The organism is Staphylococcus nepalensis, from assembly GCF_002442935.1.
Classification (GTDB): Bacteria; Bacillota; Bacilli; order Staphylococcales; family Staphylococcaceae; genus Staphylococcus; species Staphylococcus nepalensis.
The window spans coordinates 2,893,249-2,906,560 of the sequence record NZ_CP017466.1 but is presented as its reverse complement, the minus strand read 5'-3'; the positions used below and the strand labels follow the sequence as shown (position 1 = coordinate 2,906,560).

Here is a 13,312-nt window from a genome sequence, read left to right as displayed (position 1 = left end):
AATATGGTTAAAATGTTTTGAAAAGTTTGATACATCTACACACATACTTAAAATAAAACGCATCTTCATTTCTGTCGCGCACCCTACATGCTGAGCTTAAAATTCAACTTAAAGGGTGTGCTACGATTATGAGGGTGTTGTTTTTTTTGCTTACTATGCTAAAGTTACACTTATATGAATTTTTAAGGGAGTGTTTATATTTTGAGCAAAGTTCGAGTTCGAAATTTAACCAAAGTGTTTGGTAAAAGAACCCAACAAGCGCTTAATATGGTCAAAGATGGGAAATCAAAACAAGACATTTTAGAACAAACTGATGCCACAGTTGGTGTTCATAATGTGAGTTTTGATGTAGAAGAAGGGGAAATTTTTGTGATTATGGGTTTGTCTGGTAGTGGAAAATCCACACTAGTGCGTTTAATCAATAGATTAATTGAACCTACTTCAGGAAATATTTACATAAATGAAGCAGACGTCTCAAAGATGTCAAAAGAAGCGTTACGGCAATTACGCCGTACAAAAGTGAACATGGTTTTTCAAAACTTTGGACTTTTCCCAAAACGTACTGTGTTAGAAAATGCAGAATATGGTTTGGAAGTTCGTGGTGTAGCCAAAGAAGAACGACAGAAAAAAGCAGAGAAAGCTTTAGATGATTCTGGGTTACTTTCTTTTAAAAATCAATATCCTGAACAACTTTCAGGAGGGATGCAACAACGTGTTGGATTGGCTCGCGCATTAGCGAATGATTCGGACATATTATTAATGGATGAAGCTTTCTCCGCGTTAGATCCTTTAATTCGTCGTGATATGCAAGATGATTTATTAGAGTTACAAGAGCGGCTTCAAAAGGTTATTATTTTTATTACACATGACTTAAATGAAGCATTGAGAATTGGAGATCGTATTGCATTAATGCGAGACGGTAAAATAATGCAAATTGGCACAGGCGAAGAAATTTTAACGAACCCAGCAAATGATTTTGTACGTGAATTTACAGAAGATGTAGATCGTTCTAAAGTGTTAACAGCAGAAAATATTATGGAGCATCCGCTAACAATTAATGTAGAAACAGATGGTCCAAATGTAGCGTTACAACGTATGCGGAAAGAAGAAGTGAGTATGTTGTTAGCTGTGGATAGAAAGCGTTATTTGAAAGGGAGTATAACAGCAGAAAATGCTTTAGACGCTCGTGAACAAGGGAAAACATTAAAAGATGTGATAGATAAAAATGTACAAAAAATTGATAGATATGCTTTAATAACTGATATTTTTAATTTAATCTATAATTCTCCTGCGCCACTCGCTGTAGTGGATGAAACGGATCGAGTTATCGGTGTAGTTGTGCGTGGCAGTGTCATCGGGGCAATGAGCGATAAAGATACTACTATAAACAACAACGGTGAAAAATCCAAGGAAAAAGAGGGGGCGAATATAGATGCTTGATTTTTTACAAAATGAGATACCTCTTTCTAATTGGGTTGATAGCCTGGTCGATTGGTTAACGAGCAACTTATCAGGATTGTTTTCAGTATTACAGGTAATTGGAGAATCAGTGATGGGCTTTACAACAAATGCCTTATTAGCGATTCCACCGCTATTAATGATGGTGATTTTAGTCATTATCGCTTACTTTGTTTTTAATAGAAAATGGGGATTACCCATATTCATTCTGATTGGGTTACTGTTTATCTATAACCAAGATATGTGGCAAGATTTAATGAATACTGTCACATTAGTTATTATTTCTAGTATTGTCGCGATTATTATTGGTGTACCATTAGGTATATTGATGTCTAAAAGTGAGACCATACAAAAAGTGATTAAACCGATTTTAGATTTTATGCAAACCATGCCTGGTTTTGTTTACTTAATTCCGGCCGTTGCTTTCTTTGGCATTGGTATGGTGCCGGGCGTCTTTGCTTCGGTTATTTTCTCTTTACCGCCTACTGTTAGAATGACAAATTTAGGCATACGTTCTATTTCTACAGAGTTGGTAGAAACGTCTAACTCTTTCGGGACGACTGCTTGGCAACGTCTGTTTAAACTTGATTTACCTATGGCGAAAGAAAATATATTTGCTGGTATTAACCAAACAGTTATGTTGACGCTGTCTATGGTTGTTATTGCTTCAATGATTGGTACACCTGGATTAGGTCAAGGTGTTTTAGCGGCTGTACAACGTTCTGAAGTAGGAAATGGATTTGTTTACGGTATCGGTATTGTTATTCTTGCAATTATTATAGACCGTTTTTCACAATCTATAAATCGCACAAAAAAGAAAAAAACACCTAAAAAGCGAAAGACAATCATGGCGGCCATCATTACAGTAGTTGTTTTATTATTTGTTGTACTGGGTGCATTTTCTATTTCAGATGACTCTAATAAAGGTACAATCACACTGGCTTATGCACAGCAAGATGATCAAATTGTCTCTACTAACGTGATAGCGCAAGTCTTAGAAGAAGAGGGCTATACTGTAAATATGACTTCTTTAGACATCCCAGTCGTATGGGAAGCTGTTGCTAACGGAGAAGCTGATGCAATGACAGGTGCTTGGATACCAATTACACACCAAGCGCAATACAAAGCATTTAAAGATGATCTTGATAATTTAGGTTCTAGTATCAAAGGACAAGCAAAATTAGGTTTAGTTGTGCCTTCATATATGGATGTAGATTCGATAGAAGATTTGGAAAATCAAGCAGATAAAAAAATCATCGGTATTGAACCAGGTGCTGGTATTGTAAAAGCGACTGATAAAACATTGGACACTTATTCAAACTTAAATGATTGGGAACAAGTCGTTTCTTCCACCGGCGCAATGAATGCACAATTAGAACGCGCAATTAAGTCAAAGGAAGACATCGTTATCACAGGATGGAATCCATATTGGATATTCCAACGCTATGATTTAAAATACTTAGACGATCCCAAAGGAACTATGGGTCAATCTGAAAATATTAATACGATGGCGCGTAAAGGTTTGAAAAAAGATATGCCAGAAGCTTATAAAATTTTGAAACAATTTAAGTGGGGCGTGGATGATATGGAATCGATTATGTTAGAAATTGAAGATGGCCAAGACCCAGAAGATGCTGCTAGCGATTGGATTGATAACAACCGTGATAAAGTTGACGCATGGGTTAACTAAATCATCAGAGTTTGAAAAATACTCATAAATGATTTGAATATAAAAGAGCGTACTGACATATCTGTATTTATTAAAAATATACATTTGTTCATTATCTTTATCAGGGAGGGACAACGGAGTCTTTTAAGAAAAAAGATTTCTGTCTCGCCCTGTTTTTTTATGCATTTAAAATAGAATAAGATGATTGCTTTTTTGGAGGTATTAAACCCATTTTTTATAACTGAGAATGTATTTAATACATTTTATGCTTATCATTCTTAATGATTAAAAAGGTCATTAGCCCTAATCCCCATATGAGAAATAAAGGATCCCAAATAAAAGCTTGTCCTATAAAGCTTAATTTAAATCCAACTGACATTATGTCTAACAATTTTAACCATCCAACCACTGTATTTACGCCACCATGTATAATGAGTATGATGGCACCAATATAGGAAGTGAACCTTATAACTTTATTGTTTTTGTAATAAAGTATAAGCGGAATCCAAGTGGATAAAAGTTTAAACAATCCTATAAGAAACATGATTAGTAAAAGCGGATTACCATATGATTTTTTCATACCGAAAGTCCAGCCTCCAACAGTCATCAAACCTATTTCGCCGCCAAACGACCAGTAGAATGTTGCTAATGCATGTAAACTGCCCGCTAATAAGAATAAAATCATAGCAATATTTTTGATTAAAACTGATTTGCTTTTCATTTAAACAACCTTTCATTTTAAAATGACTCTTTAGTATAAGTGACTTTTCAAATACATGAATACTTAATTTCTGTTAAATACTACGGAACGATTCACTTAAATTCCAACACATAGTGATCATGTTGGTTTTGACTTCTAACTACCCTCTAATCGCCACTTTAAATAGACCTATTTTCTAAAAATAACTTTTTGTACTGTCATGACTAAAGTCACAATCATTCCTTCTAGTTACTAATTTCGTAAAATTAAAAATTTTTGCATAATTTTCAATAATAATGGTATATTACATGTAAGGGCTTACATTTATAAGAAAAGGAGAGATTTATAGAGCAAAACATATTAAAGAGGGATTAAATATAGATAGGAGAACCTGTATGAAAATTATTCCGTTTTCAGATTTGAAAAACATCATTAACGAAGATGATGTTATAGCTCTGGCAGCCTTATCTACAGCAAATTTACCAGCTGAGATACTTAAAACGTTAGTCGAACAATATGATGAGGATCGATCACTCAATCATTTAACGATAATGCTCGCTAATGATATCAGTGATTATCGCGGAGACAGTTATGATTTAGATGCTTTCGTTTCAAGGGGTATGATTAAACGATTAATCACTAGTATTATTACTGGTTCACCGGTAACCATTCAAGCAATGCAAAATAATGATATAGAAGCTTATTATCTTCCTCAAGGCGTCATTACTACACACTATCGTGGAAGTACAGAAGCTTTACCAGGACCCATTACGAAAATTGGATTAAATACGAATGTGGATCCACGTTATTCTGGTGGGAAGGTCAATTCACGTACTACTGAAGATTTAGTTTCTTTAATTAATATTAATGATGAGCCTTATTTGAACTATCATTTTCCAGAAATCGATATTGCTTTACTAAGAGGCACTTATGCTGATGAAGATGGCAATATTTACATGACGCATGAGACGCATTTAGGAGAGGGTTTTAGTTTGGCGGCGCGTACACATAAAAATAACGGTAAAGTGATTGTTCAAGTTAAAGAAGTGATTCAAAATGGCCGTTTTAATCCGAGTGATGTTTTTATACCTGGCAAACTCATTGATTATGTCGTAGTAAACCGAGACCCTAAATATCATAGACAAGTGTTGCAAACATATTATGATCCGGCGCTCTCAGGGCATTATCAGATTACAGAAATGCGAGAACCATATATAGAATTAGGCACGCGAAAAGTTATTTTGAGACGTGCTTCTCAATTCCTACTTCAAGGAGATGTCATCAGTATTGGTTTTGGCATTAATAATGAGTTATCCAATCTTTTAACTGAAGAAGGGGTTAACGATTTAGTTCAACCCAATATAGATACAGGCGTTTATGGTGGCTTGATTAGTAGTGGCAAGCAATTTGGTATGAATTATAATTTAAGCGCACGCATGAGACACGACATGACTTGGGATTTTATCTATAACGGTGGTGTAGATATAGCATTTTTAAGCTTTGCCCAAGTAGACGCCAAAGGCAATGTAAATGTTTCAAAATTCGGCAATAAAATGAATGGCTGTGGCGGGTTTATTGACATTAGCCAGACTGTCAAAACGATTGTTTTTTCAGGTTCATTAGTTGTCGGGGGTCAACTAAACTATGCGCCTCATAAGGTAAGTGTTGAACAAGAAGGTCACATACCAAAATTTATTAACGAAATTGATAATATTGATTTCAATGTTGAAAATGCTTTTGCGCTTGATCAAGATGTTTATTTTGTTACAGAACGTGCTGTATTTGAACTTACACAACAAGGATTGAAACTGATTGAAATAGCACCTGGACTAGATTTAGAAAGAGACATTCTAGCAAGTATGGACTTTAAACCAATCATTGCAGAACACTTAGAAGAGATAAATCATGATATTTATCAATGTAAGTGGGGAGGATTGTCTGATGAGATAAAGTCGGAATATCGTATTTAAACTAAGGGGGAGAAAAATATGAACTACGACTGGATAAAAACAAGAGCAACATTTGATGATAGTAAAGCCGCGGTGATTGACCCATTCAAAGGTACAGAATGGTCTTATCAAGATTTGAATATACGTGCAGAAAATTTAGCGAATTACTTACAAGACCAAGGAGTTCAACGTGGAGACGTTGTAGGCATATTTACGCCAAATGATGTAGCTTTGTTGGATGTTATGTTCGCTTCATTTAAAATGGGTGCCGTTTACTTACCAATTAATTGGCGTTTAAAAACACAAGAAATACAAAGTGTTATCGCAGATTCGAACGTGAAACTGATTTTTTATGCTGAGAAGCATGTTTCGAGCTTAGAAGGTATTGCAGACGACCTGCTTCACATGGATATTGATTCAAAAGCTTATGATAATATTGTAGATCCATCGCATCATCGTCCTTTTAATACTGTAAGTGTTGAAGGTAGTGATTTAGCTTCATTAATGTATACAAGCGGTACAACAGGATTACCTAAAGGCGTTATGTTTTCATATGACTCTTTTGTAAATAATCCTATTAACACGGCACTTACTTATAAAATTAATGCGACATACACGACAATTATATCGACGCCGATGTTTCATGTACTAGGATTTAATGATTTGACGCTTCCTTTATTAATGGCTGGTGGCACGCTTGTATTACAACGTTACTTTAATGGTGAAGCTTTAAACGATTTAATGGCTCAATATCAACCTAATTATTTAATTCAAATTCCAACGATGTATTATGCCATGTTAGTAGCAGAAAATTTCGACTTGAAAAATTTTGAGAGCATTGATTTCTTAATACAAGGAGGATCGGCGCCCTTACCAATGGTACAAAAGAAATTTAACAGTATGGGCTATTCTATTATCAATGGGTATGGTTTAACAGAAGCGCCACTTGTTATGGTCAATACGCCAGAGAACGGTGCACAGAAACCAGCTAGTATTGGTCAACCTGTTATGTTTATGGATATATGCATATTCGATGATAACTTTGAAGAAGTACAAGTTGGAGAAATTGGAGAACTTGGCGTCCGTGGGAATAATACCACACCAGGTTATTGGAACAAACCAGAAGAGACTGCAAAAGCTTTTCATGGCGAGTATTTCTTAACAGGGGATTTAGCCAAGGTAGATGAAGATGGCGATGTCTATATTGTTGACCGTCGTAAAGAGATGATTATTACGGGTGGTGAAAATGTCTTGCCATCCGAAGTTGAAGCTGTGTTATCAGAGCATCCACTCGTAGCTCAAGGCGTTGTAGTGGGATATGATAGCCCTAAATTTGGTGAATCTGTATCTGCTGCAGTTGTTCTTACAGAAGATGATCCAGATTTTGAAACAAAATTAGATGCGCATATGAGAGAAAATATTGCTGGTTATAAAATACCGAGACTATATTTGAAATTAACACATATGCCATTAAATTCAACTTCAAAAGCAGATAAGTTAGAAATCCAAAAATATATGAATGAAAAAGCTAAAAAAGAAGCACAAGGTAGCGATGAATTGAATTAAAATATAATATCGAGAAAAGCGTAAAGCGAAAAAATTTTCAATATATATGTAAGCGATAACAAAATGGAGGTTTTAATTATGCCAACAAAAGAAGAAACATTAAAAGCATTGTACCCGGAAGATATTTTAAGTATCGGGAAAGATTTAACTGAAGGAGAAGTTAAATTATTAAAACAATTGAATGATATGTTAGAAGAAAAATACCGCGATTCTGTCAATGAGCATTGGTTAAATGCTACTGAACCAGAAGATTACTTTGAAGAATTAGGGAAGCTAGATTATTTTAACAATCCATTGCTTTTTGAAGGGCGTGAAGGCGCGCGTACACCGAGTCAAATGTTTCAATTTTTCATGTCATATACAATCGCTAGATTTGATGTATCTTTAGCAACTTTGTTAGGTGTACACCAAGGCTTAGGACATAATTCATTTTGGTTTGGTGGTAGTAAAGAACAACAAGCTTACTATCTACCTAAATTACAATCACATGAATTACGGACGTGTTTTGCACTTACAGAACCAGAACATGGATCAGACGTTGCAGGTGGGTTAGAAACGACTGCCCAACGTCAAGGTGATGAATGGGTTATCAATGGAGAGAAGAAATGGATTGGCGGAGCAAATGTTTCAGATGTCATGCCAGTATACGCTGTAGATGTGGAAACAGGTAAACCTAAAGGCTTCATTATTGAACCAAGCCAAGAAGGTGTAGAAATCGAGCTATTAGAGCATAAAATTGCACTTAGAATTGTGCCTAACGCAAAAATTCGTTTGAAAAACGTAGTCGTCAAAGAAGCACAACGTCTACAAAATATTAATAGCTTTAAAGATATTGCAAAAGTCTTATATTCAACACGTGCGGGTGTTGCTTACATGGCTACAGGAGCCATGGCTGGGGCATTAAAAGCGACTACAGACTATGTAACTAAACGTAAACAATTCGGCAAAGAAATTAGTAAATTCCAGTTAATTCAAGAGAAACTGGCAATGATGCAAGGTAATTTGGCACAAGCAATGGCTACATGCGCGCAACTTGCACGTATGCAAGCTAACGGTGAGTATGACGAAGTCGCAACGTCAACAGCTAAAATGATGAATTCATTACGACTGAGAGAGTCAGTAGCCATGGGCCGTGGGGTTCATGGTGGTAATGGTATTTTAGCTGGAGAGTATGATATCGCGCGTTTCTTTGCAGATGCTGAAGCAATATACACATATGAAGGTACACATGAAGTCAACGCGTTAGTTATCGGAAGAGCGATCACAGGAGATTCAGCATTTATATAAACATATGTGCATAAAATGTTATAAAAAATAATTGGAGGGTTTAGTATGACGATAAGAAAAGCGACAGTGCTAGGTGCAGGAACAATGGGAAGCCAAATTGCTGCATTACTTGTAAATGCAGGATTAAAAGTTAAATTATTAGATATTGTCATTGATGAAAATGATCCTAATAAAATTTCGAAAAAAGCGTATGAATTTATAACTAATCCTAAACGACCACAGCTGTTTGATTTATCATTTGCGTCCAATTTATCGTATGGAAATTTTAAACAGGATTTACAAGAAGATGATGACGCAGATATATATATAGAAGCGGTAAAAGAAGAAGTGGAAATTAAACATCAAATTTGGGATCAAGTTAAAAAAGTAGCTAGTGATAACGCTATTTTTGCAACCAATACATCAGGTATCCCAATTGAAGCAATCGCTCAAGTATTTGATGACAAAGACAAAGAAAGATTCTTCGGAATGCATTTCTTTAATCCACCTAGAATTATGAAATTAGTTGAAGTCATCCCGAATAAACAAACGCATTCAGATGTCGTAAAACGTGTGCAAGCTTTTGCAGAGGATGTGTTAGGTAAAGGCGTTATTGTAGCAAACGATGTGCCAGGGTTTGTGGCCAACCGTGTAGGTACACAAACAATGAACGATATTATGTATCGAGCAGAACAACAAGGCTTCTCTATTACGGAAGTTGATGCATTAACTGGCCGTAGTATCGGTCGACCTAAAATGGGCACATATGGCCTGTCAGATTTAGTAGGTTTAGATATCGCTATGACTGTGATTAAAGGACTACAAAAAGTGCCGGAAGAACAACCATTCTTCAAAGACGTAGCACTTTCTGAAAAGTTAGCGGAAAATGGCGCATTAGGTAATAAAATAAAACAAGGCTTTTACAAAAAAGTAAATAAACAGCGCTATGTTTTTGATGAGGAACAAAATGATTACGTAGAGCCTCAACGACCACAGCTAGCAATTTTAGGTAAATTTAGTAAAGATCTCGCATCGAATTTAGACGTTATTTTTAATGCGCAAGATGATGCTGGCGTATTTTTATGGGAAACATTGAGAAATAACTTCTACTATTCAGCGATTAATGTGCCTAAAGCAGCTGAAGACTTTAAAGATATTGACCGCGCATTGGTTTGGGGCTTTAACTGGAAGTTAGGGCCATTCCAATTATGGGATCTTATGGGCTATGAACGTGTTAAATCACGTATGAAAGAAGAGTTGGGTCAATTACCAGATTGGATTGAACAGCGTAATGAGTCATTTTATGCTAAAGGCGAATCGATTGAGCGCGTTACACCAGTAACAGCCTATATTGATAAAGCAATATGGGATAGATCAGATTCTAATTTATCTGTAGCAAATAAAGATCAGTTGTTATTAAAATTACAAAGTAAAAACAATGTTATTTCAAATCAGTTTTTAACAGACTTATTAGAGGCTATAGATAAACTTGAAAACGAAGACTTTACGAGTATGGTCATTTACGCAGGTGGCAACAACTTTAGTGTAGGGGCTAACTTGTATCAAATGAAGAAAGCGCATGAAGAAGGACAAGTTGTTTCTGAAGTAGGAGAAGCGGTAGAGCAATTACATCATGTGTTTACGAGATTAAAACATTCATTAAAACCTGTTGTAACAGCTGTGCATGGTCGCGCTCTAGGTGGGGGCTGTGAACTTGTATTACATTCACCAATTGTCGTGGCAGCAAGTGAATCTTACATTGGTCTTGTAGAAGCAGGTGTAGGTTTATTACCAGCAGGTGGTGGGCTAGCAGAACTTACTGACCGCATCATGCGTACAAATCATAAAAATGACGATAAACAAGCTTCTATTACAAAAATTTTAATGCAGATTGGTTTTGCTAAAGTATCTACAAATGCTTATGAGGCTAAGCGATATGGCTATTTAAGAGAGACGGATACAGTTATTTTAAACACGGAGAGACGTATAGAAATGGCGTTGAAACGTGCACGTTATGAATCGGAAACGAATTATGTGCCACTTCCAAAATCCCAATATATTGCTCTAGGCAGAGACTTTAAAGCCTTAGCAGAAGGTCAATTGGATGCACAACGTGTAGGCCACTTTATCAGTAATTACGATTATGAAATAACATTGAAAGTTGCAGAAGTACTGAGTGGCGGAGATATTCCACGTAATACCTATGTAAACCAAAGATATTTACAAAAACTCGAAAAAGAAAGATTTTTAGAATTACTACAAAACAAAAAAACATACGACAGAATTTCTCATATGTTAGAAAAAGGCAAACCATTACGCAACTAATAATCGAACATTATAGAAGAAAGGGTGAAATTAAATGCGAGATGCATATATAGTAGCTTACGGACGTTCAGCAGCTGGTAAAGCAAAGCATGGTGCAATGAATCATGAAAGACCAGATGAGGTTGCTGCGAAAGTGTTAAAAGGTGTATTAGAAAGAGTTGGAGGTTCATTTGAACCTAGCATGGTTGAAGATGTTATTGTTGGAAATTCATTTCCTGAGGGCTTACAAGGTCAAAATATTGCCAGAACCATTGCCTTGTTAGCTGGCATGCCGAATGAGGTACCAGGACAAACCGTCAATCGTTACTGTTCTTCAGGACTCCAAACGATTGCACACGCAGCGAACCAAATTATCGCTGATCAAGCAGACATACTTGTTGCAGGCGGTATAGAACTTATGAGTGCAGTACCTATGGGAGGCAATGAACCGACGAACAACCCAATTCTCCAAGATGAGGATTCTGGTGTTTCCTATCCAATGGGGTTAACTGCAGAAATGGTAGCTGAAACTTATAATGTTTCTAGAGAAGACCAGGATGCCTATGCAGTACAAAGTCATTATCGTGCTGCTAAAGCACAAGAAGAAGGTAAATTTGAAGACGAAATTATTCCAATTGAAGTGAACAAAGTTGATTATAATGAAAACGGACCAGTAGTTTCACAAGAAGTATTTAAAAATGATGAATTGATTAGACCAGACACGAATCAAAAGACATTGTCTAAATTGCCTACTGTTTTCAAGGCGGATGGCACAGTGACAGCAGGCTCCTCGGCACCCTTAACTGACGGCACAGGCTTTGTGGTTGTTATGTCAGGTGAAAAAGTAAAAGCGCTAGGTGTAGAACCTATTGCCAGATTTGTCGGCTTTAAAGCCGTTGGTGTAGATCCTAAAGTAATGGGTATTGGTCCAGCATACGCAATTCCTGAAGTGTTGAAACAAGCAAATTTAAACGTTGATGATATGGATTTAGTGGAATTAAATGAAGCATTTGCATCCCAAACGTTAGCTTCTATGAGAGAAACAGGCTTAGATGTTGAAAAAACAAATGTCAACGGCGGGGCAATTGCATTGGGGCACCCACTCGGAGCGACTGGTGCGATGCTAGTAGGTAGATTACTTTCAGAAATGAAAAAACGTCCAGACACAAAATATGGTATGGTTACGATGTGTATTGGCGTTGGTATGGGCGCTGCAGGTATCTTTGAATATATAAGATCATAACGTTGAAACATCAATATTTACCCCTTAAATGTGAAATCATCACATTTAAGGGGTTTTTGGTTATTATAACGTTTTGATTAAAGAAGAAACGTAACATTACAAATATCTTTTGATGGTTAGTTATTATTGATGTCTATTATGCTTTCGTTTTGAAATTATATCGTTAATCTCATTGATATCGTGTTGATTACGTTTTGTTTCAATAAACCATATCATAAAATAGACAACAGTATAAATAATGATAAAAAATAGAATGGCTGATATTTTAAGCGGAAACCATCCTGCTAATATTGCCAAAGGTAACATAATGATAAGCATAAGGCTAAAGTGAAGCGATGTTTTAAATAATAAAGGCTTCTTAGAGTTTGAAAATATCAAATCACCAAAGCTAAAAGTAATACCGATGAGTGACCAGATAATGACTGAAATAAACATAATTTGTAATTCACTTAAATGTTGAAAATAATACTCACCCATCGTCGATACAGGAGAAACTGGATGAAATTCATTCCGTGCAAAGATAGTGGAACATATTAAAGCAATCATAATACCGATAGCAATGCCTATTATAGCGCCATGAAATAAACGTTTCATAGTTTTAAAGCCTCCTTGATTAATGATAAATAGCGTCTTGAAGAATACGTGAAAGCATTATTGGTAAATCGAATTTCAATAGTGCCATTTTTATTGAGTTTTAGATAATCAATATAGTTAATATTTATAATTTCAGATTTTGAAATTTGTAAAAATTGTGTATTAAGTTGTGATTTCACTTCGTATAAACGTTGCGTAGTGGTGTATTGACAATTCGATGTTATAATCGTTAAAATCTTATTTTCTATACGAAAACAAATAATATCTTGATGTTTAATATAGTAAACAGCTTCATTGTATTTTCCGGGAAATAATTTGTTTTGTGACAGTTGTTTTATATAAGCGATAATTTCTGGTAATTGTTCTGCATGTTCGTGACAATGCATGATAATTTTGCTTTCTGGTAAATAATTATCGTAAATCACATCTAATTCCATAAATGTTGCACCCCCCTGTTGCCATAATTAAATCAAATTTTACCAATGAATACTATGTAAACTATATAAGTGGCATGTATTTGTAGCTAAGTGGCATACATTTACTCTGACTGATGTAGTTTTTGA

At 35.6% G+C, this 13,312-nt stretch carries 10 protein-coding genes; 7 read left to right on the top strand and 3 right to left on the bottom strand.

Annotated features, from left to right (window positions below):
* Positions 1 to 201 precede the first annotated feature (201 nt).
* Together BJG89_RS13915 and BJG89_RS13910 are read left to right on the top strand one after the other, a co-directional pair.
* The gene (locus tag BJG89_RS13915; RefSeq protein WP_096811156.1) at positions 202 to 1,440 is read left to right on the top strand and encodes a quaternary amine ABC transporter ATP-binding protein; all 1,239 of its coding nucleotides are present in this window, start codon (positions 202 to 204) and stop codon (positions 1,438 to 1,440) included.
* Positions 1,433 to 3,148, top strand: a complete 1,716-nt coding sequence (locus BJG89_RS13910; RefSeq protein WP_096811155.1) for an ABC transporter permease/substrate binding protein — start codon at positions 1,433 to 1,435, stop codon at positions 3,146 to 3,148. Before BJG89_RS13915 ends, BJG89_RS13910 begins: the two co-directional genes overlap by 8 nt.
* 232 nt (positions 3,149 to 3,380) lie before the next feature.
* Here BJG89_RS13910 and BJG89_RS13905 read toward each other — a convergent pair whose 3' ends face one another.
* Complete coding sequence (locus BJG89_RS13905) at positions 3,381 to 3,848, bottom strand: DUF3995 domain-containing protein (protein WP_096811154.1); 468 nt, start codon at positions 3,846 to 3,848, stop codon at positions 3,381 to 3,383.
* 374 nt (positions 3,849 to 4,222) lie between these two features.
* On the opposite strand from BJG89_RS13905, the gene fadX reads away from it, so the two are divergent.
* The 5 genes from fadX (at position 4,223) to BJG89_RS13880 (ending at position 12,155) form a co-directional block, all read left to right on the top strand.
* Positions 4,223 to 5,797 carry a fatty acid degradation protein FadX gene (gene fadX, locus BJG89_RS13900; protein ID WP_096811153.1) on the top strand — a complete coding sequence of 525 codons (1,575 nt, stop codon included), beginning with the start codon at positions 4,223 to 4,225 and terminating at the stop codon, positions 5,795 to 5,797.
* 18 nt (positions 5,798 to 5,815) lie between these two features.
* The gene (gene fadD / locus BJG89_RS13895) at positions 5,816 to 7,342 is read left to right on the top strand and encodes a long-chain-fatty-acid--CoA ligase FadD (RefSeq protein ID WP_096811152.1); all 1,527 of its coding nucleotides are present in this window, start codon (positions 5,816 to 5,818) and stop codon (positions 7,340 to 7,342) included.
* A gap of 78 nt (positions 7,343 to 7,420) precedes the next feature.
* Positions 7,421 to 8,629: an acyl-CoA dehydrogenase FadE gene (fadE, locus tag BJG89_RS13890; RefSeq protein WP_096811151.1), complete on the top strand. Its 1,209-nt coding sequence runs from the start codon at positions 7,421 to 7,423 to the stop codon at positions 8,627 to 8,629.
* A gap of 45 nt (positions 8,630 to 8,674) precedes the next feature.
* Positions 8,675 to 10,933 (top strand): 3-hydroxyacyl-CoA dehydrogenase/crotonase FadB, encoded by a 2,259-nt coding sequence (gene fadB / locus BJG89_RS13885; RefSeq protein WP_096811150.1) that lies wholly within the window; start codon positions 8,675 to 8,677, stop codon positions 10,931 to 10,933.
* A 34-nt stretch (positions 10,934 to 10,967) separates the two neighbouring features.
* Positions 10,968 to 12,155, top strand: coding sequence for a thiolase family protein (locus tag BJG89_RS13880; RefSeq protein WP_096811149.1), 1,188 nt, complete (start codon positions 10,968 to 10,970; stop codon positions 12,153 to 12,155).
* A gap of 123 nt (positions 12,156 to 12,278) precedes the next feature.
* On the opposite strand, the gene BJG89_RS13875 is transcribed toward BJG89_RS13880, so the two are convergent.
* Both BJG89_RS13875 and BJG89_RS13870 read right to left on the bottom strand, forming a co-directional pair.
* Positions 12,279 to 12,749: a DUF3021 domain-containing protein gene (locus BJG89_RS13875; RefSeq protein ID WP_096811148.1), complete on the bottom strand. Its 471-nt coding sequence runs from the start codon at positions 12,747 to 12,749 to the stop codon at positions 12,279 to 12,281.
* Positions 12,746 to 13,186 carry a LytTR family DNA-binding domain-containing protein gene (locus tag BJG89_RS13870; protein ID WP_096811147.1) on the bottom strand — a complete coding sequence of 147 codons (441 nt, stop codon included), beginning with the start codon at positions 13,184 to 13,186 and terminating at the stop codon, positions 12,746 to 12,748. The genes BJG89_RS13875 and BJG89_RS13870 overlap by 4 nt, the downstream gene beginning before the upstream one ends.
* Between the last annotated feature and the right edge of the window lie 126 nt (positions 13,187 to 13,312).

Excerpts from the sequence above, each read along its gene's own strand:
- fadX (WP_096811153.1), top strand. The coding sequence starts at position 4,223 with ATGAAAATTATTCCGTTTTCAGATTTGAAAAACATCATTAACGAAGAT.
- fadE (WP_096811151.1), top strand. The coding sequence starts at position 7,421 with ATGCCAACAAAAGAAGAAACATTAAAAGCATTGTACCCGGAAGATATT.
- BJG89_RS13875 (WP_096811148.1), bottom strand. The coding sequence starts at position 12,749 with ATGAAACGTTTATTTCATGGCGCTATAATAGGCATTGCTATCGGTATT.
- BJG89_RS13905 (WP_096811154.1), bottom strand. The coding sequence starts at position 3,848 with ATGAAAAGCAAATCAGTTTTAATCAAAAATATTGCTATGATTTTATTC.
- BJG89_RS13870 (WP_096811147.1), bottom strand. The coding sequence starts at position 13,186 with ATGGAATTAGATGTGATTTACGATAATTATTTACCAGAAAGCAAAATT.
- BJG89_RS13910 (WP_096811155.1), top strand. The coding sequence starts at position 1,433 with ATGCTTGATTTTTTACAAAATGAGATACCTCTTTCTAATTGGGTTGAT.
- BJG89_RS13880 (WP_096811149.1), top strand. The coding sequence starts at position 10,968 with ATGCGAGATGCATATATAGTAGCTTACGGACGTTCAGCAGCTGGTAAA.
- fadB (WP_096811150.1), top strand. The coding sequence starts at position 8,675 with ATGACGATAAGAAAAGCGACAGTGCTAGGTGCAGGAACAATGGGAAGC.
- fadD (WP_096811152.1), top strand. The coding sequence starts at position 5,816 with ATGAACTACGACTGGATAAAAACAAGAGCAACATTTGATGATAGTAAA.